A 24,617-nucleotide genomic window follows, 5' to 3' on the forward strand; every position below is an offset into this window, starting at 1 on the left:
CGGGTCGGGTGTCTCTCAGACTCGCACGTTCCCCGGCCGGAGCGTGGGCAGGCCGGGCTCAGACGGCGAGCGCGCTCAGGCTGCGCATGGTGTTCAGGCGCCTGAGGGGCACCTTGCGGCGGTGCGGGCGGGCGGCGGAGACGCGCAGGCCCATCAGTTCGGGGACCGGCGTCGTGGCGACCTCGGGCGCGCGGGCCGCGGGGGTGTCCTGGTGCAGTGCGGAGGCGATCGAGAGGGCCAGGGTGACGTCGGCCGGACCGCGGACGGTGCTCTGGTGCGAAACCTTGGTGATCATGCCCTGCTCCCTGCTAACTGGTGGAGCCGGCCCGGAGCTTGGCCAGGTCGGACTTGACGGTGTTGACGGGGATGGCGAAGCCGAGGCCGACGCTGCCGGCGTCCGAGGACGAGGAGGCCTGCGAACTCGACGAGTACATCGCGGAGTTGATGCCGACGATGCGGCCACTCGCGTCGATCAGCGCGCCGCCGGAGTTGCCCGGGTTCAGGGACGCGTCGGTCTGGATCGCCTTGTAGGTGGTGGTCGACGAGCCCGTGTCGCCGTTGAAGTCACGGCCGCCGAACCGGAACGGCCACTGGCCGTCGCCGTCCTGGCTCTGGCCCTGGTTCTCGTCGGTGGAGACGGTGACGTCACGGGCGAGCGCGGAGACGATGCCGCTGGTGACGGTGCCGGTCAGCCCCTCGGGGGAGCCGATCGCGACGACCGTGTCACCGACCTGGACGCCGTCCGAGTCGCCGAGGGCCGCCGCCTTCAGGCCCGAGGCGCCGGACAGCTTGATCAGCGCGAGGTCCTTGGAGCTGTCGGTGCCGACGACCTGGGCGGTGTAGTTCTCGCCGTCGCTGGTGCGCACCTTGATGGAGGTGGCGCCGGAGACGACGTGGTTGTTGGTGACGACCTCGCCGCCGGACGTGATGATCACGCCCGAGCCGGTGGAGGAGCCGCCTGCGAGGGTGGCCTGTATCTCGACCACGCTCGGGCTGACCGCGGCGGCGATCGCGGCGACGTTCCCCTTCTTGCCGGTGGGCACCGCGTTCGCGGTGGTGCCGGCGGAGGCGGCCGTGTCCTTGCCGGTCAGCTCCTGGAAGGCGTACGCCGTGCCGCCGCCGACCGCCGCCGCGACGATCGCGACCGCCGTGAGCAGGGCGCCCGGACCCCGGGTGCGCTTCTTCCGGGGCGCCGGCGCCGCCGGCTCGGCGAACGTCACCGTCGAGGGCTCGTACGGAGGCGGGGGCGGCCATTCGGGGTTCACGGGAGTGGAGTGGCCGGGCTGCTGGGGGTAGGCACCCTGTGGGGCGTCGTACCCGTGTCCGTACTCGCCGTCGCGGCGGATGCTCTCTGTCATGACAAGAGCGTGCCCCGCGACCATGAGAGCTTCCTGAGTGCCGGCTGAGAAGCCCGGCAGAACCTCGTTCGCCCTGTATGAGGACGGTCCGGGGAGGGCCTGCCGGGGAAGCGGGCCCGCTCAGTCGCAGCCGCAGGACGTGCGTACCACGAGCCGGGACGGGAACGTCTTCAGCCGCTCGCGCCGGGAGCCCGGGACCCGCAGCCCGTCGTCCAGGACGAGGTCGACCGCCGCCCGTGCCATCGCCGAGCGGTCCGAGGCGACCGTGGTCAGCGGCGGGTCGGCGAGCGCGGCCTCCTTGATGTCGTCGAAGCCCGCCACCGCCAGCTTCCCGGGCACGTCGATGCGCAGCTCGCGCGCCGCCCGCAGCAGGCCGATCGCCTGGTCGTCGGTCGAGCAGAAGACCGCGGGCGGCCGGTCCGGACCGGACAGGAGGTCCAGCGCCACCCGGTAGGCGTCGTAGCGGTTGTAGGGCGCCTCGAAGAGCCGGCCCTCGGTGGACAGGCCCGCCTCGGCCATGGCCCGCCTCCAGCCCTCGACGTGGTCGGAGACCGGGTCGCCGACCGCCGGGGTCTCGGCCGTACCGCCCAGACAGGCGACGTACTCGTAGCCGTGCTCCAGCAGATGGCGTACGGCGAGCTGGGCGCCGCCGAGGTCGTCCGTCACCACGGCCACGTCGTCGATGGCCTCGGGGCGCTCGTGCAGCAGCACCACCCGGGCGTCCCAGGCGTCGATCTCCGCGGCCGCGAGGTCGTTGAGGGCGTGGCTGACCAGGATCAGCCCGGAGACCCGCATGCCGAGGAAGGCGCGCAGGTAGTGGACCTCGCGTTCGCCGATGTAATCGGTGTTGCCGACCAGGACCATCTTCCCGCGCTCGGAGGCGGCCTGCTCCACCGCGTGCGCCATCTCCCCGAAGAAGGGCTGGCGGGCGTCCGGGATGATCAGGCCTATGAGGTCGGTGCGCCGGGACGCCATCGCCTGCGCGACCCGGTCGGGCCGGTACCCCAGCTCCTTGATCGCGGCGAGGACACGCTCGCGCGTGGCCGGGGCGACCGGCCGGGGTCCGTTGTTGATGACGTAACTGACGACGGCGGTGGAGGTCCCAGCCAGCCGTGCCACATCATCCCGAGTCACCTTGGCCACGCGCGGAGTCTACGCGGATTGACCGGCTCCGGGCAGGGCGTATCACCGGTTGGATGTGCGGACGCAATGACCCCCGCGCGCTCCTGCGCCGCCCGCCCGGGAAATCTACGCGTCCGCGTGGAGTCCGGCGCCGTCCAGCGCGGCGGAAGCGTCCGCATCCTCCGCCTTCGTCCGGCCCGTCTTGGCCTTGGCCTCCTCGGCGGCCCGGTCGCCCTTCTCCGGCGTCACGAAGCGGTAACCGACGTTCCGGACGGTTCCGATCAGCGACTCGTGCTCGGGGCCGAGCTTGGCGCGCAGCCGTCGTACGTGCACGTCGACCGTGCGGGTGCCGCCGAAGTAGTCGTAGCCCCACACCTCCTGCAGCAGCTGGGCGCGGGTGAAGACCCGGCCCGGGTGCTGGGCCAGGTACTTCAGCAGCTCGAACTCCTTGAAGGTGAGGTCGAGGACCCGGCCCTTGAGCTTCGCGGAGTAGGTCGCCTCGTCCACCGACAGGTCGCCGTTGCGGATCTCCATGGGGGAGTCGTCGCCGACGATCTGCTGGCGGCCCATGGCGAGCCGCAGCCGTGCCTCCACCTCCGCGGGACCGGCGGTGTCGAGGAGGACGTCGTCGATGCCCCAGTCGGCGGTGACGGCGGCGAGGCCGCCCTCGGTGACGACGAGCAGGAGGGGACAGCCGGGGCCGGTGGAGCGCAGCAGCTGGCACAGGCTGCGCACCTGCGGCAGGTCGCGGCGGCCGTCCACGAGGATGACGTCGGCGCCGGGGGTGTCGACGAGGGCGGGGCCTTCCGCCGGAGCCACGCGCACGTTGTGCAGCAGCAGGCCGAGAGCGGGAAGCACCTCCGTCGACGGCTGGAGGGCGTTGGTCAGGAGCAGCAGAGAACTCATACGTCTGGTTCCTCCTCGGTCCCTGCGAGGACGTGTGCGGTGCGGCACTGCTCTGCGATCCCGAAGGCCCCGTACACCGGCGGTCACCGGAGGCTTCTCGCCGTATACAACGCTTCCGAAAGCACAAAAGGACCCGGGGGCTACGCTGCCCGAGTCCTCTGTCCAGCAGAATAGCCCACATGAGCAACGGTCCGGCGGGTCATGGGGCACGTTCCACCATTCGTCCGTATCGCGAGACACGCGGAGACGCCCGTATCCGGACGTTCCTGCACACCGCAGACGGAATCCCCCTCGATTCCGTATACGATCCGCCGTCCGCTGTATACGATCCGCCCTCCGCCGCACACGAAGCCCGTGCCGGCACCTCCCGGCCGGCCTCCCGTGACGTGGTGTTCGTGATCGCCCACGGCTTCACCGGGGACGTGGAGCGTCCGCACGTCCGCCGGATCGCGGGCGTCCTGCGCGGCCACGGCGCCGTCGTCACCTTCTCCTTCCGGGGCCACGGGCGCTCCGGCGGGCGTTCCACGGTCGGCGACAAGGAGGTGCTGGACCTCGCGGCCGCCGTGGAGTGGGCCCGCGGCCTCGGGCACGCGCGCGTGGTGACGGTCGGCTTCTCCATGGGCGGCTCGGTGGTCCTGCGGCACGCCGCGCTGCACCCCGGCTCGGTCGACGCGGTGGTCTCGGTCAGCTCCCCGGCCCGCTGGTACTACCGGGGCACCGCCCCCATGCGCCGCCTGCACTGGCTGGTCACCCGTCCCGGGGGCCGCCTGGTCGGCCGCTACGGCCTGCGCACGCGCATCCACCACCGAGACTGGGACCCGGTGCCCCTCTCCCCGGCGGAGGCGGCCTCGCGGATCGCCCCGACCCCGCTGCTGATCGTGCACGGCGACCGCGACGCCTACTTCCCCCTCGACCACCCCCGCATGCTCGCCGGGGCGGCCGCCGGCCACGGCGAACTGTGGGTCGAGCCGGGCATGGGCCACGCCGAGCACGCGGCGGGCGACGCCCTGGTGGCCCGGATCGGGGACTGGGCCGCGGCCGCGGCGGGCTAGCCTGGCACCATCCTTCTTTGTCTTTCCCTGCCGTCGATGAGGAATCAGATGCCCAAGGTCACGGTGCGCTACTGGGCCGCCGCCAAGGCCGCGGCCGAGGTCGCCGAGGAGCCGTACGACGCGGACACGCTGGCCGGCGCGCTGGCCGCGGTCCGCGCGCGACACCCAGGTGAACTCACCCGCGTGCTGCAGCGATGCTCGTTCCTCGTCGACGGCGATCCCGTCGGGACCCGGGCGCATGAGACGGTACGGCTGGCCGAGGGCGGCACGGTCGAGGTGCTCCCGCCGTTCGCAGGAGGGTGACGCGATGACCGAGCAGCCGTACCAGGGCGGCCCGTACGAGGGCCACGACCCCTACCAGCAACAGCCCGCCCCGGCGGAGTGGGCCGGCTACGACCAGTACGCCCACCCCGGCTACGACCCCGAGTCCACCCAGCAGTGGCAGGGGCAGACCTGGGAGACGCAGACGCACGCGCCCGTGCAGGCCGCGGAGACCGCGTACCTGCCGCCGGTGCGGGAGCAGCAGGCGTACACCCACCAGTACGGCCAGGGGCACGCCGAGGGCTACGCCGAGCCGTACGCCGAGCCGTATGCCGAGCAGCCGTACGCGCACCAGGCGCCGATGGCACAGCCGCAGCCGCAGCCGCAGCCGCAGTCCCAATCGCAGCCGCAGCCTGTCGCCGTCCACGAGGCCGTCCCCGGGCCTGCCGCCGGGCGGGCCCCCGAGGCCGCGGCGGGGGAGCCCGACTACGGCCCCGCCACCATCGCCGGCAACGCCCGCGTCACCGACGCGCAGCGGGCCCGGCTGGAGGGCCGCTCCCCGATCATCGAGCCGGGCATGCAGCCGGCGGCGCTCACCGCGCTGCTGGGCGCGCTGCTGGCCGCGACGGCCCCCGTCGGCTCCTACGCCCTCCTGGTCCCGCTGGTGCTGCTCCAGGCGGTCACCGCGGCGGGCTGGTTCCGGCTGAACGGCATGTGGCCGGCCCGGCAGGGCATCGCGCTCGCCTTCCTGGGCGCGCTCGTCGCCGACGCCGCGCTGCTGGGCGCGGGCCGCGGGCACGCGCCGGCCGCGATCCTCGGTACGCTCGGCGTCTGGGTCCTGCTCTGCCTGGTCCTGCAACTGCGGTCGCACGCGGACCCCGACGAGCGGATGTACGGCCTGATGGCGACGGTCGCCTCGGCGGCGCTCGCGATCGTGGCGACCGGCTACCTCGGCGCCGAGCCGAAGGGCGTGTCGGTCGGCGCGGCGGCGGTGGCGGTCGCCGTCCTCGCGAGGGCGCTGCCGCTGCCGACACCGGCGTCGGTGGTCGTGGCCGTCCTCGCGGCGGCGGGCGCGGGCATCGCCGTCGGCGGCATGACCGGCTTCGGCTCGAAGGGCGCGCTGCTGGGCGCGGCCGCCGGCGCGTGCGCGCTGATCGGCCACCGGGTGGCGAGCTACGACTACCCGTCCCGCTTCGTCCACTTCACCGCGGGCGTCGCCCTGCCGCTGTCGGCGGCGGCACCGGTGGTCTGGGTGCTGGGCCGGACCCTGGGACACGGCGCGTAGCGAAAACGGCGCCGTGTCCTCGGAGTTGAGGAAATGTCCGGGCGGGTCCGGGCGTTGATCCCGTCATGACTCAAGGACCAGCGCCCCGCCCCCTGTCCGACGAGGCCCTCTCCGGCCTGCTGGGCAAGCAGCGGTTCGGCACGCTCGCCACCGTCAAGCGCAGCGGCCACCCCCACCTGACCACCATGCTGTACAGCTGGGACCCCGGGGCCCGCACGGTGCGGTTCTCGACGACGGCCGACCGGGTCAAGGTCGGGCACCTGCGGCGCAACCCGCGTGCGGCGCTCCACGTGCAGGGCGGCGACGTGTGGTCGTTCGCCGTCGCCGAAGGCGAGGCCGAGGTCTCCGGGAGCACCACGGTTCCCGGTGACGCGGTCGGGCGGGAACTGCTCGGAATGATCCCGGAAGCCGCCCGGCCCGAGGACGAGGACGCGTTCCTGGAGCAGTTGGTCGCCGAACGCCGGGTGGTCATCCGCCTGAAGGTGGACAGGCTCTACGGCACGGCACTCGACATCGACGGCTAGGGCCTGGCGGACAGGCCCCGGTACACCCCGGCTCGTTTCGGTGGAGCTCGGTTTTGGCGGAGCTCGATTTCCGTGGAACAGCCGGAGGGCCGCATCCCCACTGGCGTCCAACCCAGGGGATGCGGCCCTCCGTCGTCACTGAGCCCGGTTCGGCGGGGTCCTCAGACCGCGATCGCGACCTCTGCCAGTCCGCCCTGCTGGGCGACGACCGTGCGGTCGGCGGTGGCGCCGGGGACGAGGGCGCGCACCGTCCAGGTGCCCTCGGCCGCGTAGAAGCGGAACTGGCCCGTGGCGGAGGTGGGGACCTCCGCGGTGAACTCGCCGGTCGAGTCCAGCAGTCGGACGTAGCCGGTCACCGGCTCGCCGTCGCGGGTCACCTGACCCTGGATGGTGGTCTCACCGGGCTTGATCGTCGAGGCGTCGGGGCCGCCGGCCTTCGCTCCACACATGTCTTTCTCCAGAGGGGGTCTCGAACCAGAAGGTCGGTCGGTGGGTTACTTGTTGGCGCCGAGCTCGATCGGCACGCCGACGAGGGAGCCGTACTCGGTCCAGGAGCCGTCGTAGTTCTTGACGTTCTCCACGCCCAGCAGCTCGTGCAGGACGAACCAGGTCAGGGCCGAGCGCTCACCGATGCGGCAGTAGGCGATCGTGTCCTTGGCGAGGTCCACGCTCTCGTCGGTGTAGAGGGCCTTCAGGGCCTCGTCCGACTTGAAGGTGCCGTCGTCGTTGGCGTTCTTCGACCACGGGATGTTGCGCGCGGTCGGGACGTGGCCCGGGCGCTGCGACTGCTCCTGCGGGAGGTGGGCCGGGGCGAGCAGCTTGCCGGAGAACTCGTCGGGCGAGCGGACGTCGACCAGGTTCTGCGAGCCGATGGCGGCCACGACGTCGTCGCGGAAGGCGCGGATCGAGGTGTCCTGGGCCTTGGCCTTGTAGTCGGTCTTCGGGCGCTCGGGCACCTCGTCGCCGGGGACCAGCTCGCGGGCGTCCAGCTCCCACTTCTTGCGGCCGCCGTCGAGGAGCTTGACGTTCTCGTGGCCGTAGAGCTTGAAGTACCAGTAGGCGTAGGACGCGAACCAGTTGTTGTTGCCGCCGTAGAGGATCACCGTGTGGTCGTTGGAGATGCCCTTGTCGGACAGGAGCTTCTCGAAGCCCTCCTGGTCGACGAAGTCGCGGCGGACCGGGTCCTGGAGGTCCTGCGTCCAGTCGATGCGGATCGCGTTCTTGATGTGGTTCTTCTCGTAGGCGGACGTGTCCTCGTCCACCTCGACGATGGCGATGGTCGGGTCGTCCAGGTGGTCCTGCAGCCAGTCGGCGTCGACCAGGACGTCGCTGCGGCTCATGCTTTCTCCTCCGGGGCAGTTGCGGCGGGGCGTGCGTGTGCGGTGGCGCGCGTCAGTGCGCACGGGTGCCCAGATCGGGGCACGGGGAGTGGAATCGGACGTCGGTGGGACGGTCCGCTCAGAACGAGCGACAGAGCATGGCGGCGACGCGGCACAGGTCGACTGCCCGCCGCTTCGTGAGATCCGCCTGTCGCTTCATGGCCTCGATCGTAGGGACGTCCGGGCGGACATGTCACCGGCGTGTCGGATGTTGAGACACGATCGTCCGTATGGCGGTACGAGAAAGGCGCCCGGGCCGTGTCCGCACGGTCTCCGGGCGCCTTTCTCGGGGCTGCATCTGGGAGGCGGACGGACTCGTCTCGCCTGTCGGACCGCTGTTCGGGCCGTGGCAGCCGCTCCGGCGCGGCCCTATCCGGCCAGCTTGACGTCCGTGCCCTTCACCGTGATCTCCACGCCGTCCTCGGCGGCCTGCACCTTGTCCAGCTTGATGCCGCCGGGGAGCTGGTTCACGGCCTGCTGGAAGTCGGTGATGCGGCGGATGCGGTCCTCGGCGATCGTCGCGGCGCCGAGCGCGGGCAGCGAGTCCGCGTGCACCTGGACCTTGTCGTCGACGACGCTGACCGAGCTGAGCACGTTCACCGTCCGCTTGAGCCCGAGCGACTTGACCGTGGCCTCCACAGCGACCTTGATCTTGCCGTTGCCCCCGTCGGAGAGGCCGGTGACCCGGGCCAGGACACCGGGGGCGACCTCGGTCGGCTCCGACTTCGTCGTCTTCATCAGCTCGTCGTAGGCGATCGTCGCCGTGCCGGTGGCGCTGGACGCGGTGGCCGAGCTGTAGTCGCCGGAGAACTCGACGCCCTTCATGTCGGCCTTCAGGTCGTCGATCCGGATGGTCTTGCCCGCGGTGCCGGTCTCGGCCTGGTAGTCCTTGATGCCGACCTCGACGTCGTCCAGGGAGCCGCCGGCGACCTGGGTGAGGAACGGGAAGCCCTTGATGTTCACGTCCGGGGTCGAGGCGAGGTTCTCCGTCGACTTCAGCTTGTCCGCGGCCTCGCCCTCGGCGAAGTGGACGGCGACCCGGTCGACGACGACGAAGAGGGCGCCCAGAATCACGACGACGATCAGCAGTATTCGCAGGGCGCGCATGTGGTCTTCCCCCGGGTCGGCGATGTACGGCGTACGCCACGGTAACCCCGCGGGCAGGGCCTTTGGTGACATTGTCGATCAGTTGTGACAGGGCTCGCCGGCCCTACCCTTGAGGCATGTACGCGCGGCGTCGGCACATCTACTTCGCCATGATGGGGACGTGCATCGGCCTCTTCGTCCTGGCTTGGGGTGTCGTGCGCCTGTGGTCCGTGCCGGCGGCCGTCGGCATGTGCGTCGCGGCCATGGTCATCCCGCCCGTCGCCGCGATGGTCGCCAACCGGAGGGGCCCGGAGGACCGCTGGTGGGACGACCCCTCCGGGGACCCGAAGTCCGACGAGTGGTGGGACGAACTGGACGGCAAGAAGCGCCCGCGTCCGTAGCCGGGAGCGGCCGCGACGGCTCGGTGGCCGCGACGGCTCAGTAGACGAGCGCCTGCGTGTCGTCCGCCAGGGACTCCTGCACGAACACCTGGGCGCCCGCGATGCGCACGCCCTCGATGACGTCCTTCTCCGTGATCTCCCGGCGGGCCGCGCACTGCGTGCACAGCGTGATCCGGCCCCCGGCGAGGAGCGAGTCGATCAGGTCGGGCAGCGGAGCCGCGTGCGGCAACTCGAACTCGGCGGCACGCCCGGGCAGCGCGAACCAGGACGACTCCCCGGTCAGCCACAGGGACACCTCGACCCCGCTGGCCACGGCCACCGCCGCCACCGTGAACGCCTGCGAGCAGCGCTCGGGGGCGTCGGCCCCGGCGGTCACTTTGATCACGAGCTTCTTGGTCATTCTCGAATCGTAATCCGCCTGCCAACGACTTTTACGGACATGCCATTGCGCCCGCAGCCCGCCCGGGCGGACCTCGTCAGGAGCGCCGGGACCCGGCCGCGTAAGCTGGGCCCCGGCTCTGTCGTAATCCCAGGTTTCCCCAGGCTCTCCCGGGCCCTCCCGGGCAGGGGGACCCCGACCCCCGCTCAAGGAGCACCCCGTGGAGATCTTCTTCGAAACCCTGCTGGTCCTGGTCTGCGTCGGCGTGCTCGCCTTCGCCGGTCTGACCGTGAAGAAGCTGTTCCAGGGCCAGCGCTGATCCACACCGAGGAAAGCTTCCGCTCATGATCGAGATCCCGTCCGACCTGCACAAGGACCTCGTCCCCCTCGCCTTCCTGCTCGGCAACTGGGCCGGCGCGGGCGTGCACGACTTCCCCGGCTCGGAGAAGTGCAACTTCGGGCAGGAGGTCAGCTTCAGCCACGACGGCCGGGACTTCCTGGAGTACCACTCCCACACCTGGGTGCTGGACAAGGACGGCAACAAGGTCCGCCCGCTGGAGTCGGAGTCCGGCTACTGGCGGATCGACGCCGACCGCAAGGTCGAGGTCACGATGACCCGCGACGACGGCACGGTGGAGATCTGGTACGGCGAGATGGCCGACAAGAAGCCGCAGATCGACCTGGTCACGGACACCGTCGCGAGGACCGCCGCCGCCGGTCCGTACTCCGGCGGCAAGCGGCTGTACGGCTACGTCAAGAGCGACCTGATGTGGGTCGGCGAGAAGCAGACCCCCGAGGTCGAGCTGCGCCCCTACATGTCGGCCCACCTGAAGAAGGTCGTCACCCCGGAGGAGGTCGAGCGCTGGGCGAAGGCCCTGCCGGACGACCTGCCGGACGACGGCATCGCCTTCTTCAAGTAGGCCCTCGGCGCTTCGCCGAGTCCATCACGTCCCCCGTGCCGTAGCGGCCCGGGGGACGTTGTGCTTGTCGGCCGCTCACGAGTGTTAACCCCCGCCGATGACCGCCAGGGTTAACAGATGGCCCTGCATGGCAATGCGCTTGAGATCGCCCCGGGCGCGTGACTAGAGTGATGACGTCGTCGCCGAGAGTGAACACCGGTTTGCTTCGCCAACGCGCGGAACCCCGGTCGTACTTGGGGTACGACCGGGGTTCCGGAGGCTGTGCCCTGGGTGGCTTGCGATGCAGAGGCGGGCCCAGAACATTCACCGAAGACGGTAGCACGGAGCATCCATGGATGCACTGGGGGGAATCATGACCAATCGCCTGCCCGCATGGATGCTGCGCGACCTGTCCCTGCCGCGGCTGCGGCGGTACATCCGTGCCGCGCACGGCGACGCCGGGGCAGCGGAACGGCTCTACTGGTGGAACATCGAGGTGTCGGCCGCCCTGCTCGGCTCCCTCCATTGCTTAGAACTCGCCCTGCGCAATGCCCTGCACAACGCGCTTGTCCGACACCACGGCAGGCCGGACTGGTGGGCGGTGGCGCCCTTGAACGAGCGCGGACTCAAGCTCGTGGACGATGCCCGCCGCTCCTGTGGGCGCCGCCTTCCGCGCACGACGCCGGACGACATCGTGGCGGAGCTGTCCTTCGGCTTCTGGGTCTCCCTGCTCAGCCACGGCTCGGGCTACGACCGGCACTTCTGGGTGCCCGTCCTGCACTCGGCGTTCCCGCACTACCGAGGCCGTCGTGACCGTGTCTACCGCGACCTGACCTCGCTGGTCCTGCTGCGCAACCGTGTCATGCACCACGAGCCGGTCCACCATCGGCATCTCGCGGCCGACCATGACACCATCTACCGCGTGCTCGGCTACCTCAGCCCCCAGCTGGCCAAGGAGGCCCAGGCCATGGACCGGTTCCGGGTCGTGCTCGCCGGCCGGGCGGATGCCCTGCGCGGCACGAGACAGCCGCGATTCTGACGAGGGGGGCGCTGTGACCGACGCCGAGTTCGCCGGCGTGCTCGTCTCCCGGCCGGACATCGCGCGCCTCGCCGGGGTGAAACGTCCCGCCGTCACCAACTGGGAGAGGCGACACGCGGACTTTCCCACGCCCGTGGACGCTGACGTCGAGGTCGAGCGGTTCCGTGCCGACGAGGTGTTGGCCTGGCTCTCCGTGCGGGCCGTCCCCGCGAACGCCCGACGTCCTGGCGAAGCGGCGGGAATGACCTACGGCGACCGGTTCCGGGCGGCTTTGACCGGAGGTGCGCCAGGTGGACTGCTGCGCGCGGTCGAGAGGCTCGCGGGACCGGACGCGGACCGGCTGCGGGGGCCCATGCCGCTGGACCGTTATCTCTTCTGGTTGCTGTTCCTCGTTCTGAACCAGATCGTGGCACCCGATGACGGCCTGGCGAAGGTGGTGGCCACATGGCACGCGTCGGCCCATGACCTGCCGGAAAAACTGGTTCCACGTCACCTGGTGGCCGAGCTCGCGGACATCCTCGGACGCACCGGCGCGAGCTCCGCGCCGGAGAGCCGAGACGCGTTCGACCACGTACTGGTGCTCTGGCGTGCCGCTCACGCGCGCGAGGGCGGCGCCTTCCTCACCCCGCCCTCCGTGAGCCGGGTCATGGCCGGCGCACTGGCCGCGGTACGGCCCGGCGCGGTCCGCGTGCACGATCCGTACGGCCGTACCGGAGAACTGCTCGTCGCGTACCTGGACGCGGCCGCGGCACACGGCGGCAGCGCGCCGCGACGGGTCGGCGGCCGGGTGCCCGAGCCTCTGGAACGGCAGGTCGCGGCATGGAATCTGCGGGTGCACCAGGACGGTCGTGCCGTGCAGCTCGACGACGGACCGTTCACTCCGGCGCTCGACCCCTTCGCCGACCCCCCCGGCGCCTTCGACGTACTGCTGACCAATCCGCCCTTCGGCCGACGTCTGGAGGACGTGGCCCCGCCCCCGTACTGGACCTACGGCACCGCCCGCCGGACCGAATTCGACTGGCTGCAGTACATCGTCTCGCGGCTCGCTCCGGAGGGGCTGGCCGCCGTACTGCTGCCGGCCGGGGCCTCCTTCAACGCCGGTGCCGCCGAGACCGTGCGGGCAGGCTTGGTCGAGGCCGGTGCCGTGGAATGCGTGATCGCGCTGCCCGCCGGGCTGTTCACGCTCACCGCCGTCAAGACGCAGATCTGGTTCCTGCGCGCCCCCGGCTCCGGTGAGGCGACGCATCCCGAGGTGCTCTTCGTGGCCGGTGAGCACCTCGGTCACCACGTCACTCGGACCCAGAGATCCCTGTCCGACGACGACATCGCGCGGCTGATCGGGGAGTACGTGGCCTGGCACAGGGGCCGTGCGGCGGGGCGCGCCTTCACGGGCACCCCTGGCCTGAGCCAGGCCGTACCGGTGCCGGACATCGCGGTTCAAGGCCATGTCCTCGACCCGGCCCGGTATGTCCGGCAGGCCGGCCAGGCCCATGCCGCCGGTGCGCCCGGCCTTGCCGAAACCCGGGAGCACCTGGCCAGGCTGGCCGAGGAGATCGCTACCCGGCACGCCCGGGCGGAGGCGGCCGACGCCGAGGCGGCCCGGTGGCTCAGGAGGTACGGATTGTGACGACGGCCGACGAACTCGTGCCGCCACCCGGCTGGTCGTACCGCCCCTTGCGGGAGCTGTGCGCGTCCATCCAGACCGGCCCGGCCCGACGCACCGAGGACAAGGGCCGCACCCAGGCTGACGGCGGGGTTCCCCTGGTACTGCCGCGCGACCTGCGCGGCCGGTGGATCGTCACCGAGGAGGCCGCGGTCGTGCCGGCGCTCTCCTGGGAGCGAGCGCGGACGCTGGTGAAGTACGAGTTGGCGGAAGGGGACATCCTCCTCAGCCGGACCGGCACGGTGGGGCGTTGTGCCCTGGTCACCGGTGAGCACGCCGGCTGGCTGTTCCACCCGAACCTGGTACGGCTCAGACTGCCCGAGGCGGGGCAGGCCGGGGCCGCGTATCTCGCCGCCTACATGAGCGCGACCGCCGCGCAGGACTGGATCAGGTCCCGGGCGGCGGGCGCGGTCATCCCGTCGCTGAGCATCCGCGCCCTGGGCGAGCTGCCCGTGCTTCTGCCACCCGCCGCCGAGCAGGAGGCGATAGGCGCCACGCTCGCCGCCCTCGACGCCAAGGTCCGGGCACATACCGAGATCGCTCGCGTGACCCAGGTGTACCGCCGCGTACTCGCCGACGCCCTGATGAACGGCGTTCTGCCGGCCGAGCCGTGACCGGGGCCGCCCCACCCTAGACTTGGGTGCGTGGTGAACACCGACTGGAAGAGCGACCTCAGGCAGCGCGGCTACCGGCTGACGCCACAGCGGCAGCTTGTCCTCGAAGCCGTGGACACCCTTGAGCACGCGACCCCCGACGACATCCTCGTGGAAGTGAGGAAGACGGCGTCGGGGGTCAACATCTCCACCGTCTACCGCACGCTGGAACTGCTGGAGGAACTGGGCCTGGTCAGCCACGCCCACCTCGGCCACGGTGCGCCCACCTACCACCTCGCCGACCGCCACCACCACCTGCACCTGGTGTGCCGGGACTGCGAGAACGTCATCGAGGCGGACGTCGACGTGGCGGCCGAGTTCACGGCGAAGCTGCGGGAGCAGTTCGGTTTCGACACGGACATGAAGCACTTCGCGATCTTCGGCCGGTGCCGGGACTGTGCGCTGAAGAGGTCAACTACCACGTCGTAGGCTTGCGGTATGAAGAGCCCCCTGCTGTCCCTGCCCGGCGCCGTCCCCGCCGAAGGAGTGGACGAAGGCGTCGCGGCCCACTACGGCGAGCTGTTCCGTGAGCAGCGTGCCCTCGCCGACGGCACCGGTTTCGTCGACCTGTCGCACCGCGGTGTCGTCACCGTCACCGGCGACGACCGGCTGAGCTGGCTGCACCTCCTGCTCACCCAGCACGTCAGCGAGCTGCCGGTGGGCGAGGCGACCGAGGCGCTGATCCTCTCCGCGCACGGGCACATCGAGCACGCGCTGTACCTGGTGGACGACGGGACGACGGTCTGGGCCCACGTGGAGCCCGGCACCCAGGAGGCGCTGATCGCGTACCTGGAGTCGATGAAGTTCTTCTACCGGGTCGAGGTCGCCGACCGCACCGCCGACTTCGCCGTCGTCCACCTGCCGGCCGGCTCCATCGCCCAGGCGCCCGAGGGCGTCGTCGTCCGCGAGACGGCCCACGGCCGGGACCTCTTCCTGCCGCGCGCCGACCTGGAGGAGTTCGCCGCGACGCACGGTCCCGCGGCCGGCCTGCTCGCCTACGAGGCGCTGCGCGTCGAGCACCACCGGCCCCGGCTCGGCTTCGAGACCGACCACCGCACGATCCCGCACGAGCTGGGCTGGATCGGCACGGCGGTGCACCTGCAGAAGGGCTGCTACCGGGGCCAGGAGACGGTCGCCCGCGTCCAGAACCTGGGCAAGCCGCCGCGCCGGCTGGTCTTCCTGCACCTGGACGGCAGCGACGTCCACCTGCCGGTGCCGGGCACGGACATCCGGCTCGCGGACGAGGGGCCCGACGGCCGCAAGGTCGGATTCGTGACGACGTCCGCGCGCCATCACGAGCTGGGGCCGGTGGCGCTGGCGCTGGTGAAGCGGAACGTGCCCACCGATGCGAGGCTCCTGGCCGGAGAGACCGCGGCGGCCCAGGAGACCGTGGTCGAGCCTTAGCCGCGCCGTCGCCGGGTGCGGGCGCGTGGGGGCCGGTCGCGCAGTTCCCCGCGCCCCTTCAGGCGGCACCCTGCGCGCGCGGGTGGGCCGCTCTAGATCTCCAGCAGCACCGTGAACGGGCCGTCGTTCGTCAGCGACACCCGCATCTGCGCGCCGAACCGGCCCGTGGCCACCGTCGCACCCAGCCCACGCAACCGGGCCACCACCTCATCGACCAGCGGCTCCGCGACATCACCCGGCGCCGCCGCGTTCCAGGTCGGACGGCGCCCCTTGCGCGCGTCGCCGTACAGCGTGAACTGGCTGATCACGAGCAGCGGCGCGCCGATGTCGCTGCACGACTTCTCGTCGCCCAGCATGCGGATCGACCACAGCTTGCGCGCCAGCTGGGCCGCCTTCTCCTTGGTGTCCTCGTGCGTCACCCCGACGAGGACGCACAGCCCCTCGCCCTCGATCGCGCCGACCGTCTCGCCGTCCACGACGACGCTCGCGCCGTCCACCCTCTGCACCACCGCACGCATGCGGACCATCATGCCGGGTCCCCCGCAACCCGGCCGCGGCGCACCCAATATGGATCTCTTACCGCCCATCTGGGGCTGTTCGGGGGCACTCGGTCACATTGCGGCCACTTGGGGTGGCACGATGCATGCACACGCCGGTCGAGGGGACGGTCACATGCACATGAGCACACCGAGCACCAGCGGGCGGCCGACGGCGCAGGGGACGACGTACCGGCCGCCCGCCCAGCGCGGCGACGCCACGGCGGGCCCGGCGCTGCCCGGGGAGCCTCCCGAGCCCGACGTGGCCCGGCTGAGCCTCCCCGAACTGCGCGCCCTGCGCCGCGACGCCCAGCGCGACGAGGCGGACCTCAGCTATGTGCGGCGGCTGCTGCAGGGCCGGATCGACATCCTGCGCGCGGAGCTGTGCCGGCGTGGCCGGGCGTCCGTGCCGGCCCCCGCCGACGGCTCCGTGGTCGACCGGCTCCCGGAGATCCTCAAGGACGCCCCGGCCCGGCAGCGTTCCTCCGCCCGCCACGTCACGCTGGGCACCCCGCACAACGAGGAGTACCGGCAGCTCGCCGCCGAGATGCTCGGGGAGGTCGAGCTGTCCGACCTCCAGGCGCGTACGGACCCCGAACTGGCCAGCGCCATGGGCCGCCTCGTCGGTTACGAGCAGGAGGTCTCCCGGCGCCGTCAGCGGCTGCAGCGCACGACCGACGACTGCAGCGGGGAGATCGCACGCCGGTACCGGATGGGCGAGGCGCAGGTGGACGACCTGCTGGCCTGAGCGGCACGCGGCGGCGGGCGCCGGGAAATACGGGCGACAGGCCGGAGCCGTCCGCCTACGGTGGCCCCATGAGCGACGTCCGGACCGTCACCGATGCCGAATTCGAGGACTGGCAGCGCGCCCTGAACACCGGGTTCCTGCGGCCGCCGGTGCTGACACCGGAACAGATGGAGGCGCGGCGCCAGGTGCCGGGACGCCGGCTGGGCGCCTTCGACGGCGACCGGTGCGTCGCCACCTTCCGCTCCTTCGCCCAGGAACTGACCGCCGTCGGCGGCACACCCGTGCCCGCGGACGCGATATCCAACGTCACCGTCAGCCCGACCCACCGCCGCCGGGGCCTGCTGTCCCGGATGATGCGGCAGGACTTGGCCCAGGCCAGGGAGCGCGGCGACGTCGTGGCCACCCTGATCGCCGCCGAGTACCCGATCTACGGGCGGTACGGCTTCGGACCGGCGACCTGGACCACCGAGTGGACCGTCGACGTCCCGCGGGCCGGCCTCGACCCGCGCTGGTCCGGCCCCGAGGACGGCGGCCGGATCGACCTGGTGGACGCCGAGGACGTGCGCAAGCTCGGCCCCGAGCTGCACGACCGGTTCCGCCGTACCCAGCCCGGCGCGGTCAGCCGGGACGAGCTGTGGTGGCGGATGAACACCGGGGCGGTGAACTCCGGCGACTGGACCGAGCCGTTCTACGCCGCGTACCGGTCGGCCTCCGGCGAGGTCGAGGGCCTGGTGTCGTACGAGGCCGACGACAAGTGGCACGGCAAGCAGCCGCAGAACACCGCCGACGTCAACTGGCTGCTCGCCACCTCGCCGGCGGCCGGGCGCGCCCTGTGGCGGTACCTGTGCTCGATCGACTGGATCACCAGGGTCAAGTCCGGCTGGCGCGGCCCCGACGACCTGCTGCCCTTCCAGCTGCCCGACCCCCGCGCGGCCCGCGTCACCGAGCACGCGGACTGGCTGTGGGTGCGCATCCTGGACGTCGTACGGGCCCTGGAGGCGCGGACGTACGAGGCAGAGGGCACGCTGGTGCTCCAGGTCCTGGACGGCGGGGACGGCGCGGACGCCGGCCCGGCCGGGGGCCGGTTCCGGCTGGAGGCCACCCCCGAGGGCGCGTCCTGCGTGCCGATGAGCACCGGGAGCGCGGATCTCACCCTGGAGGCAGCCGAGTTGGCCCGCCTCTGGCTCGGTGACGAGTCGGCGCTGCGGCTCACCGCCCTCGGCCGCGTCCAGGAGGAACGGGAGGGCGCCGCCCGCAAGGCCGACGCCCTGTTCCGCACGCCCGGACGCCCGTGGTGCCCGGACCTCTTCTGACGCCTCCTTCCCTCGGCGGCACGCGGACCCGACACTTCCCTCGTGACTTCTGATGCGACGAAGCCGAGCGGACGGAACGCGAACGCGATCGAGAAGCTACGAGAGCTGATCGCACCTGCCCGAGTGGTCCTGTGGGACTTCGACGGACCGATCTGCCGCCTCTTCGCCCGGCACACGGCGGAGCGGGTGGCCACCGAGCTCGTGGACTGGCTGGAGAGCCGCGGCCTGCACGGACTCGTCACCGGCGGCGAACCCGGGTCGCCCGACCCGCGGACGGTGCTGCGCGCGGTGGACCGCCGCCGTCCCGGCAGCGACCTCGTCGCGGAGCTGGAGGAACGCCTCACCCAGGAGGAACTGCGGGCCGCCGTCTCGGCGATGCCCACCGCCTACGCCGATCCCCTCATCCGCACCTGGACCGCCGTGGGCGCCCGCCTCGCCGTCACCACGGACAACTCACCCCGGGCGGTGCGTGCCTACCTCGGCAGCCGCGGCCTCACGGGCTGCTTCGAACCCCGCGTCTACGGCCGTGCCACCGGGCCGCGTCCGCTCGGTACCGGCCCGCACCGCCTCGAGAGGGCCCTCGGCGACACGGGCTCCGCGCCCGCGGCCGCCCTGGTGATCGGCGGCTCCGTCTCCGACCTGGCCGCCGCGGCCGACGCGGGCGTGCCCTTCCTCGGCTACGCCCGCAACGAACGCGAGGCGGAGCCGCTGCGGTCGGCGGGAGCGGTGTGTGTGGCCGGATCCCTGGAACCGGTGCTGCGGGTGCTCCGCGACGGCCGATCCGGCCCCACCGCGCCGTTTGCGTAGGCTCACCCCCATGGAAGAGATGGGCCTGCGGGAGCGTAAGAAGCAGCGGATGTACCAGGACGTGTCGGACACCGCCGTGCGGCTGTTCCTGGAGCGGGGCTTCGACGCGGTGTCGGTCGCGGAGGTCGCCGCGGCCGCCGGGATCTCCAAGCCGACCCTCTTCCGGTACTTCCCGGCCAAGGAGGACCTGGTCCTGCACCGGATCGCGGACCACGAGACGGAGGCCGCGCGGGTCGTGGCCGGGGCGGCGGACCCGGTGGACGCGCTGCGCCGGCACTTCCTCGCCGGGCTGGAGCGGCGTGATCCGGTCACCGGGCTGAACGGCCATCCCCAGGTGCTCGCCTTCCACACCCTGCTGTACGGGACGCCGGCCCTGGTGGCGCGGGCGTACGGCCACCAGGAGCGGGCGGAGGCGGCGCTCGCCGAGGCCCTGGGCGGTGACCTGGACGCCCGGCTGGCGGCCGGGCAGATCGTCGCCGTCCAGCGCATCCTCGCGCTGGACAACTGGCGGCGGATCGCGGCGGGGGAGAGCGTGGAGCGGGTGGCGCCGGACGCGGTACGGGCGGCCGAGCGGGCGTTCGGGCGGCTGGCGGCCGGGTTGCCGGGACTGGGCGGCCGGGCGGCTGCGGCGGGGGGCCCGGCCGACGAGCGAGTGCGTGAGACACGGTAAAAAAATTAACTCGGTAACGTTATGGCGCTAGGGTGATGCCATGACGTCACCCCACCCCGCGCACCCCGCCCTCCAGGAGTCCCTCCACGCCGAGCGCGCCCACCACGACGCCTGCCGCGCCGCCCTGGCCGCCATGGTGGAGGGCGCCGCCGAACAGGTCGTCATCGGCGAGGACGTCTCCGCCTCCGGCGCCGACGCCGAGGTCCTCGGCTTCCGGCTGCGCAGCCGGGCCAAGGCCATACGTGAACTGCCGCCCGGCCCGCTCTTCTTCGGCCGCCTCGACTTCGCCGACGACGCCCCCGGGCACGCCGGGCAGCACTACCACGTCGGCCGGGTCCGGATCACCGAGCACCCGGCTGCCCCGCCGCTCGTGGTCGACTGGCGGGCACCCGTCTCCCGCGCCTTCTACCAGGCGAGCGCCCGCGACCCCCAAGGCGTCGGGACGCGGCGCCGGTTCGGGTGGGCGCCCGGCAGCCGGGGCGACTCCGCCGACCTCACCGGCCTGGAGGACGAACACCTCGGCCGGGGCGAGTCGCGGGCCAGCGCCATCGTCGCCCACGAGATCGAACGTCCCCGCGTCGGACCCATGCGGGACATCGCCGCCACCATCCAGCCCGAACAGGACGACCTGGTGCGGGCGGACCTCACCGGCTCCGTGTGCGTGCAGGGCGCCCCCGGCACCGGCAAGACCGCCGTCGGCCTGCACCGCGCCGCCTACCTGCTCTACACCCACCCCAAGCGGCTCCAGCGCTCCGGCCTGCTCATCCTCGGCCCCAACCGCACCTTCCTGCGGTACATCGCCGAGGTGCTGCCCGCCCTCGGCGAGAGCGGCGTACGGCAGTCCACCCTCCTGGAGGAGATCGCCCGCCACCCCGCCACCGGCACCGACCCCGTCGCCACGGCCGCCGTCAAGCACGACGCCCGCATGGCCGAGGTGCTGCGCCGGGCGCTGTACGCGCGCGTGAGCGCCGCGGGCGCGGCCGACCTGGCCGTGGTGGAGGGCTCCTACCGGTGGCGGGTGTCCGCCGGCGAACTGGCCGCCGTCGTCGAGCAGGTGCGCGCCGAGCGGCCGCCGTACGCCGTGGGCCGGGAGCGGGTGCGCACCCGGGTGGTAGGGCTGCTGCGGGAGCGGGCCGAGCGGCGCTCCGGCGTCCGGCCGGCCTCCTGGGTCCGCCGCGTAGAGCGGTCCCGGCCGCTCACCGCGCGGCTCGACGCCGTCTGGCCCAGGGTCCGTCCCGAGGAGATCCTGGCCGAACTCCTCACCGACGGCGCGGTCCTGGCCCGTGCGGCGGGCGGACTGCTCGACCCGGGCGAGCAGTCGGCGCTGCTCTGGCCGCGCCCGCCGCGCTCGTACAAGTCCGCCCGCTGGTCGGCCGCCGACCTGGTTCTCCTCGACGAACTGTCCGGGCTGATCGAGCATCCCGAGGGCTACGGCCACATCGTCGTCGACGAGGCGCAGGACCTCTCGCCCATGGAGTGCCGCGCGGTCGCCCGCCGGGCCGCCTTCGGCTCGCTGACCGTCCTCGGCGACCTGGCCCAGGGCACCACCCCGTGGTCCGCCCGCGACTGGACCGTGCAGCTGCGTCACCTCGGCAAGCCGGACGCGGCCGTGGTGCCGCTGACCGCCGGGTTCCGGGTGCCCGCGGCGGTCGTCGAGCTGGCCAACCGGCTGCTCGCCCGTCTCGACGTCGCCGTTCCCGCCGCGCGGTCCCTGCGCGCCGACGGCGAGTTGACCCTGCGGCCCACCGGCGACGTCCTCGCCACGACCGTGACCGCCGTACGGGACGCCCTCACCCGGGAGGGCTCGGTCGGAGTCGTCGCGGCCGACGCGGACGTGGACGCCCTGCGGCGGGCGCTCACCGCGGCCGGAGTCACGACGGCGGACCCCGACACCCTCGGCGCCCGCGTGACCGTCGTGCCGGCGAGCCTGGTCAAGGGGCTGGAGTACGACCACGTCGTCGCCGTGGAACCGGCCGCCGTCGCCGAGGCGGAGCCGCGCGGCGCCCACCGCCTGTACGTGGTGCTGACCCGGGCGGTGTCCCGCCTGGACGTGGTCCACGCCCGGCCCCTGCCGTTCTGAGTGTCCCGAGGCGCGAGGGGGCCGCCGGGGCCCATCCTGGAAGCCTGATGCCGGCCCATCCTGGAACCCTGATGCTGCTCTTCCTCGACGTCGACGGTCCGCTCATCCCGTTCGGGGCGGCGGACCGCGCCTACCCGGTGTTCGCGGGTCCGGCGCCGGCCGCCGCCGCGCACCCGCTGCTGGCCCGGGTCGATCCGGCGCTCGGCCCACGGCTCGCCGCGCTGGGCTGCGAGCTGGTGTGGGCCACGACCTGGATGGACGACGCCAACTCCTGCCTCGCGCCCCGGCTGGGCCTGCCCGCGCTGCCGGTCGTGGAGTGGCCGGACGAGGAAGGCCCGCCCGGCCTGCTGCACTGGAAGACCAGGCCGCTGGTCGCGTGGGCGGCGGGCCGCCCCTTCATCTGGGTGGACGACGAGATCACCGAGGCCGACCGCGCCTGGACCGCCGTCCACCACCCGGGTCCCGCCCTGCTGCACCGGGTCGATCACCGGTACGGGCTGACGCCGGCCGACTTCGGGACGCTCGAGGAGTGGCTGGGAGCGCTCGCGCGGCGGGCCCCGGCCCGCCGTCGGCGGACGGTCAGGCGCCGACGTACTCCGCGAGGTGCCGGCCCGTGAGCGTGGACCGGGCGGCGACGAGGTCGGCCGGGGTGCCCTCGAAGACGACACGGCCGCCGTCGTGCCCGGCGCCCGGGCCGAGGTCGACGATCCAGTCGGCGTGGGCCATGACGGCCTGGTGGTGCTCGATGACGATCACCGACTTGCCGGAGTCGACGAGCCGGTCGAGCAGGCCCAGCAACTGCTGGACGTCGGCGAGGTGGAGGCCGGTGGTCGGCTCGTCGAGGACGTAGACACCGCCCTTCTCGGCCATGTGGGTGGCCAGCTTCAGTCGCTGCCGCTCACCGCCGGACAGCGTGGTGAGCGGCTGGCCGAGAGTGAGGTAGCCGAGGCCCACGTCGGCCAGGTTCCCGAGGATCCGGTGCGCGGCGGGGGTGCGCGCCTCGCCGGCGCCGAAGAACTCGGCGGCCTCCGCCACCGGCATCGCCAGCACCTCGCTGATGTCCCGGCCGCCGAGGCGGTACTCCAGCACCGACGCCTCGAACCGTTTGCCGTCGCACTCCTCGCAGGTGGTGGCGACGCCGGCCATCATCGCCAGGTCGGTGTAGACGACCCCGGCGCCGTTGCAGGTGGGGCAGGCGCCCTCGGAGTTGGCGCTGAACAGCGCCGGCTTGACGCCGTTGGCCTTGGCGAAGGCCTTGCGGATCGGGTCGAGCAGCCCTGTGTACGTCGCCGGGTTGCTCCGGCGCGAGCCGCGGATCGGGGCCTGGTCGACCGACACCACGCCCTCGCCGGCCGGGATCGACCCGTGCACGAGCGAGCTCTTCCCGGAGCCGGCGACACCGGTGACGACGACGAGTACGCCGAGCGGGATGTCGACGTCGACGTCGCGCAGGTTGTGCGCCGTCGCGCCGCGGATGTGGAGCGCGCCGGCCGGCTCGCGCACCGTCTTCTTCAGGGCGGCCCGGTCGTCGAGATGGCGGCCGGTGAGGGTGCCCCCGGTCCGCAGCGCCTCGACGGTGCCCTCGAAGCAGACGGTGCCGCCCGCGGTGCCCGCGCCGGGGCCGAGTTCGACGACGTGGTCGGCGATCGCGATCGTCTCCGGCTTGTGCTCGACGACCAGCACGGTGTTGCCCTTGTCGCGCAGGCGCAGCAGCAGCTCGTTCATCCGCTGGATGTCGTGCGGGTGCAGGCCGACGGTGGGTTCGTCGAAGACGTAGGTGACGTCGGTGAGCGAGGAGCCGAGGTGGCGGATCATCTTGACGCGCTGGACCTCACCGCCCGACAGCGTGCCCGCCGGCCGGTCCAGCGAGAGGTAGCCGAGGCCGATCTCCACGAAGGAGTCGAGGGTCTGCAGCAGCTTTCCGAGCAGCGGCGCCACCGACGGCTCGTCGAGGCCGCGGACCCAATCGGCCAGGTCGCTGGTCTGCATGGCGCAGGCGTCGGCGATGCTGACGCCCCCGATCTTCGAGGACCGGGCCGCCTCGCTCAGCCGGGTTCCCGCGCACTCGGGGCAGGTGGTGAAGGTGACCGCCCGGTCCACGAACTCCCGGATGTGCGGCTGCATCGCCTCCCTGTCCTTGGCGAGCATCGACTTCTGGATCCGCGGGATCAGTCCCTCGTAGGTCATGTTGATGCCCGCGATCTTCATCCTGGTCGGCTCGCGGTGCAGGAAGTCGTGCAGCTGCCTCTTGGTGAACTCGCGGATCGGCTTGTCCGGGTCGTAGAGGCCGGACTCGGTGTAGAGGCGGTGGTTCCAGCCGCCCGCCTTGTAGCCGGGGATGGTGAGCGCGCCCTCGTTCAGGGACCTGGAGTCGTCGAAGAGCCGGCCGAGGTCGATGTCGGTGACCGAGCCGCGGCCCTCGCAGCGCGGGCACATGCCGCCGGTGATGCTGAACTCGCGCCGCTCCTTCACCTTCTGCCCGCCGCGTTCCATGGTGACCGCACCGGCGCCGCTGATCGAGGCGACGTTGAAGGCGAACGCCTTGGGCGAGCCGATGTGCGGGGTGCCGAGCCGGCTGAAGAGGATGCGCAGCATCGCGTTGGCGTCGGTGGCGGTGCCGACGGTGGAGCGCGGGTCGGCGCCCATCCGCTGCTGGTCGACGATGATGGCGGTGGTCAGGCCGTCGAGGACGTCGACGTCGGGCCGCGCCAGCGTCGGCATGAAGCCCTGCACGAAGGCGCTGTAGGTCTCGTTGATCAGGCGCTGCGACTCCGCGGCGATCGTGTCGAACACCAGCGAGCTCTTGCCCGATCCCGAGACGCCGGTGAACACCGTCAGCCGGCGCTTGGGGAGCTCGACGCTGACGTCCTTGAGGTTGTTCTCCCGTGCGCCGTGCACCCGGATCAGCTCGTGACTGTCGGCGAGGTGCGGCGCCGGTGCCGACGCGTCCGTCCTCGTGGTCATGGTCATCGTGTCTCCGTCCCTGGGATCCGCCGCCGCCACGCTAACGGCAGGCCCCCACTCCCTGCTTCTCGATTCCTGACGGGTTCTC

Annotated in this window: 28 protein-coding genes; 17 read left to right on the forward strand and 11 right to left on the reverse strand. The window is 72.4% G+C overall.

What is annotated here, in order from left to right; genetic code table 11:
* Positions 1–58: 58 nt before the first annotated feature.
* From IE177_RS23535 to IE177_RS23550, 4 genes are all read right to left on the reverse strand, one after another.
* A complete protein-coding gene (locus tag IE177_RS23535) occupies positions 59–295 on the reverse strand; it encodes a hypothetical protein (protein WP_190017392.1) in 237 nt (78 codons plus the stop codon).
* A 13-nt stretch (positions 296–308) separates the two neighbouring features.
* Positions 309–1,358 carry a S1C family serine protease gene (locus IE177_RS23540; RefSeq protein ID WP_190017393.1) on the reverse strand — a complete coding sequence of 350 codons (1,050 nt, stop codon included), beginning with the start codon at positions 1,356–1,358 and terminating at the stop codon, positions 309–311.
* 120 nt (positions 1,359–1,478) lie between these two features.
* A complete protein-coding gene (locus IE177_RS23545) occupies positions 1,479–2,501 on the reverse strand; it encodes a LacI family DNA-binding transcriptional regulator (RefSeq protein WP_190017394.1) in 1,023 nt (340 codons plus the stop codon).
* A gap of 105 nt (positions 2,502–2,606) precedes the next feature.
* Positions 2,607–3,386 (reverse strand): winged helix-turn-helix transcriptional regulator, encoded by a 780-nt coding sequence (locus IE177_RS23550; RefSeq protein ID WP_190017395.1) that lies wholly within the window; start codon positions 3,384–3,386, stop codon positions 2,607–2,609.
* A gap of 179 nt (positions 3,387–3,565) precedes the next feature.
* Here IE177_RS23550 and IE177_RS23555 point away from each other — a divergent pair, with 179 nt between their 5' ends.
* From IE177_RS23555 to IE177_RS23570, 4 genes are all read left to right on the forward strand, one after another.
* Positions 3,566–4,438, forward strand: a complete 873-nt coding sequence (locus IE177_RS23555; protein WP_190017396.1) for an alpha/beta hydrolase — start codon at positions 3,566–3,568, stop codon at positions 4,436–4,438.
* A 48-nt stretch (positions 4,439–4,486) separates the two neighbouring features.
* Entirely contained in the window at positions 4,487–4,741 is a 255-nt protein-coding gene (locus tag IE177_RS23560) for a MoaD/ThiS family protein (protein ID WP_190017397.1), read from the forward strand.
* Between the two features lie 4 nt (positions 4,742–4,745).
* The gene (locus tag IE177_RS23565; RefSeq protein WP_190017398.1) at positions 4,746–5,984 is read left to right on the forward strand and encodes a hypothetical protein; all 1,239 of its coding nucleotides are present in this window, start codon (positions 4,746–4,748) and stop codon (positions 5,982–5,984) included.
* Positions 5,985–6,049: 65 nt separating this feature from the next.
* Positions 6,050–6,508: a pyridoxamine 5'-phosphate oxidase family protein gene (locus IE177_RS23570; RefSeq protein ID WP_190017399.1), complete on the forward strand. Its 459-nt coding sequence runs from the start codon at positions 6,050–6,052 to the stop codon at positions 6,506–6,508.
* A gap of 161 nt (positions 6,509–6,669) precedes the next feature.
* Here IE177_RS23570 and IE177_RS23575 read toward each other — a convergent pair whose 3' ends face one another.
* From IE177_RS23575 to IE177_RS23585, 4 genes are all read right to left on the reverse strand, one after another.
* On the reverse strand, positions 6,670–6,957 hold the full coding sequence (locus IE177_RS23575; RefSeq protein WP_010351646.1) for a DUF1416 domain-containing protein: 288 nt from the start codon (positions 6,955–6,957) through the stop codon (positions 6,670–6,672).
* A 45-nt stretch (positions 6,958–7,002) separates the two neighbouring features.
* Positions 7,003–7,848, reverse strand: a complete 846-nt coding sequence (locus IE177_RS23580) for a sulfurtransferase (protein WP_190017400.1) — start codon at positions 7,846–7,848, stop codon at positions 7,003–7,005.
* Between the two features lie 118 nt (positions 7,849–7,966).
* Positions 7,967–8,047, reverse strand: a complete 81-nt coding sequence (locus tag IE177_RS35830; protein ID WP_351515640.1) for a putative leader peptide — start codon at positions 8,045–8,047, stop codon at positions 7,967–7,969.
* 209 nt (positions 8,048–8,256) lie between these two features.
* On the reverse strand, positions 8,257–8,994 hold the full coding sequence (locus tag IE177_RS23585; RefSeq protein WP_190017401.1) for an LmeA family phospholipid-binding protein: 738 nt from the start codon (positions 8,992–8,994) through the stop codon (positions 8,257–8,259).
* A gap of 116 nt (positions 8,995–9,110) precedes the next feature.
* Here IE177_RS23585 and IE177_RS23590 point away from each other — a divergent pair, with 116 nt between their 5' ends.
* Positions 9,111–9,374, forward strand: a complete 264-nt coding sequence (locus IE177_RS23590; protein ID WP_190017402.1) for a DUF3099 domain-containing protein — start codon at positions 9,111–9,113, stop codon at positions 9,372–9,374.
* Positions 9,375–9,411: 37 nt separating this feature from the next.
* Here IE177_RS23590 and IE177_RS23595 read toward each other — a convergent pair whose 3' ends face one another.
* A complete protein-coding gene (locus tag IE177_RS23595; RefSeq protein ID WP_190017403.1) occupies positions 9,412–9,774 on the reverse strand; it encodes a DsrE family protein in 363 nt (120 codons plus the stop codon).
* Positions 9,775–10,097: 323 nt separating this feature from the next.
* Between IE177_RS23595 and IE177_RS23600 the strand changes: the two genes are divergently transcribed.
* From IE177_RS23600 to ygfZ, 6 genes are all read left to right on the forward strand, one after another.
* Positions 10,098–10,673, forward strand: a complete 576-nt coding sequence (locus tag IE177_RS23600; RefSeq protein WP_190017404.1) for a heme-binding beta-barrel domain-containing protein — start codon at positions 10,098–10,100, stop codon at positions 10,671–10,673.
* Between the two features lie 352 nt (positions 10,674–11,025).
* Positions 11,026–11,691, forward strand: coding sequence for a hypothetical protein (locus IE177_RS23605; RefSeq protein WP_190017405.1), 666 nt, complete (start codon positions 11,026–11,028; stop codon positions 11,689–11,691).
* Positions 11,692–11,704: 13 nt separating this feature from the next.
* Positions 11,705–13,318: an N-6 DNA methylase gene (locus IE177_RS23610; RefSeq protein ID WP_190017406.1), complete on the forward strand. Its 1,614-nt coding sequence runs from the start codon at positions 11,705–11,707 to the stop codon at positions 13,316–13,318.
* A complete protein-coding gene (locus tag IE177_RS23615; RefSeq protein ID WP_190017407.1) occupies positions 13,315–13,968 on the forward strand; it encodes a restriction endonuclease subunit S in 654 nt (217 codons plus the stop codon). The genes IE177_RS23610 and IE177_RS23615 overlap by 4 nt, the downstream gene beginning before the upstream one ends.
* 30 nt (positions 13,969–13,998) lie before the next feature.
* Positions 13,999–14,436, forward strand: a complete 438-nt coding sequence (locus tag IE177_RS23620; RefSeq protein ID WP_190017408.1) for a Fur family transcriptional regulator — start codon at positions 13,999–14,001, stop codon at positions 14,434–14,436.
* Between the two features lie 9 nt (positions 14,437–14,445).
* Positions 14,446–15,411, forward strand: a complete 966-nt coding sequence (gene ygfZ / locus IE177_RS23625) for a CAF17-like 4Fe-4S cluster assembly/insertion protein YgfZ (protein ID WP_190017409.1) — start codon at positions 14,446–14,448, stop codon at positions 15,409–15,411.
* Between the two features lie 92 nt (positions 15,412–15,503).
* On the opposite strand, the gene dtd is transcribed toward ygfZ, so the two are convergent.
* Positions 15,504–15,929, reverse strand: coding sequence for a D-aminoacyl-tRNA deacylase (gene dtd, locus IE177_RS23630; protein ID WP_190017410.1), 426 nt, complete (start codon positions 15,927–15,929; stop codon positions 15,504–15,506).
* A 160-nt stretch (positions 15,930–16,089) separates the two neighbouring features.
* Here dtd and IE177_RS23635 point away from each other — a divergent pair, with 160 nt between their 5' ends.
* The 6 genes from IE177_RS23635 to IE177_RS23660 all read left to right on the forward strand — a co-directional run bounded on the left by IE177_RS23635 (position 16,090) and on the right by IE177_RS23660 (position 22,182).
* Complete coding sequence (locus tag IE177_RS23635) at positions 16,090–16,695, forward strand: RsiG family protein (protein WP_190017411.1); 606 nt, start codon at positions 16,090–16,092, stop codon at positions 16,693–16,695.
* Between the two features lie 68 nt (positions 16,696–16,763).
* A complete protein-coding gene (locus tag IE177_RS23640; RefSeq protein WP_190017412.1) occupies positions 16,764–18,008 on the forward strand; it encodes a GNAT family N-acetyltransferase in 1,245 nt (414 codons plus the stop codon).
* A 42-nt stretch (positions 18,009–18,050) separates the two neighbouring features.
* On the forward strand, positions 18,051–18,815 hold the full coding sequence (locus tag IE177_RS23645; RefSeq protein ID WP_190017413.1) for an HAD family hydrolase: 765 nt from the start codon (positions 18,051–18,053) through the stop codon (positions 18,813–18,815).
* A gap of 10 nt (positions 18,816–18,825) precedes the next feature.
* Complete coding sequence (locus IE177_RS23650) at positions 18,826–19,485, forward strand: TetR family transcriptional regulator (RefSeq protein ID WP_190017414.1); 660 nt, start codon at positions 18,826–18,828, stop codon at positions 19,483–19,485.
* 40 nt (positions 19,486–19,525) lie between these two features.
* Positions 19,526–21,565: a HelD family protein gene (locus tag IE177_RS23655; RefSeq protein WP_190017415.1), complete on the forward strand. Its 2,040-nt coding sequence runs from the start codon at positions 19,526–19,528 to the stop codon at positions 21,563–21,565.
* 71 nt (positions 21,566–21,636) lie between these two features.
* The gene (locus IE177_RS23660) at positions 21,637–22,182 is read left to right on the forward strand and encodes an HAD domain-containing protein (RefSeq protein ID WP_229816249.1); all 546 of its coding nucleotides are present in this window, start codon (positions 21,637–21,639) and stop codon (positions 22,180–22,182) included.
* Here the strand turns inward: IE177_RS23660 and IE177_RS23665 are convergent.
* Positions 22,145–24,535, reverse strand: coding sequence for an ATP-binding cassette domain-containing protein (locus IE177_RS23665; protein WP_190017416.1), 2,391 nt, complete (start codon positions 24,533–24,535; stop codon positions 22,145–22,147). The genes IE177_RS23660 and IE177_RS23665 overlap by 38 nt on opposite strands.
* Positions 24,536–24,617: the final 82 nt, after the last annotated feature.

Source organism: Streptomyces lucensis JCM 4490 (assembly GCF_014650035.1).
Classification (GTDB): Bacteria; Actinomycetota; Actinomycetes; order Streptomycetales; family Streptomycetaceae; genus Streptomyces; species Streptomyces lucensis.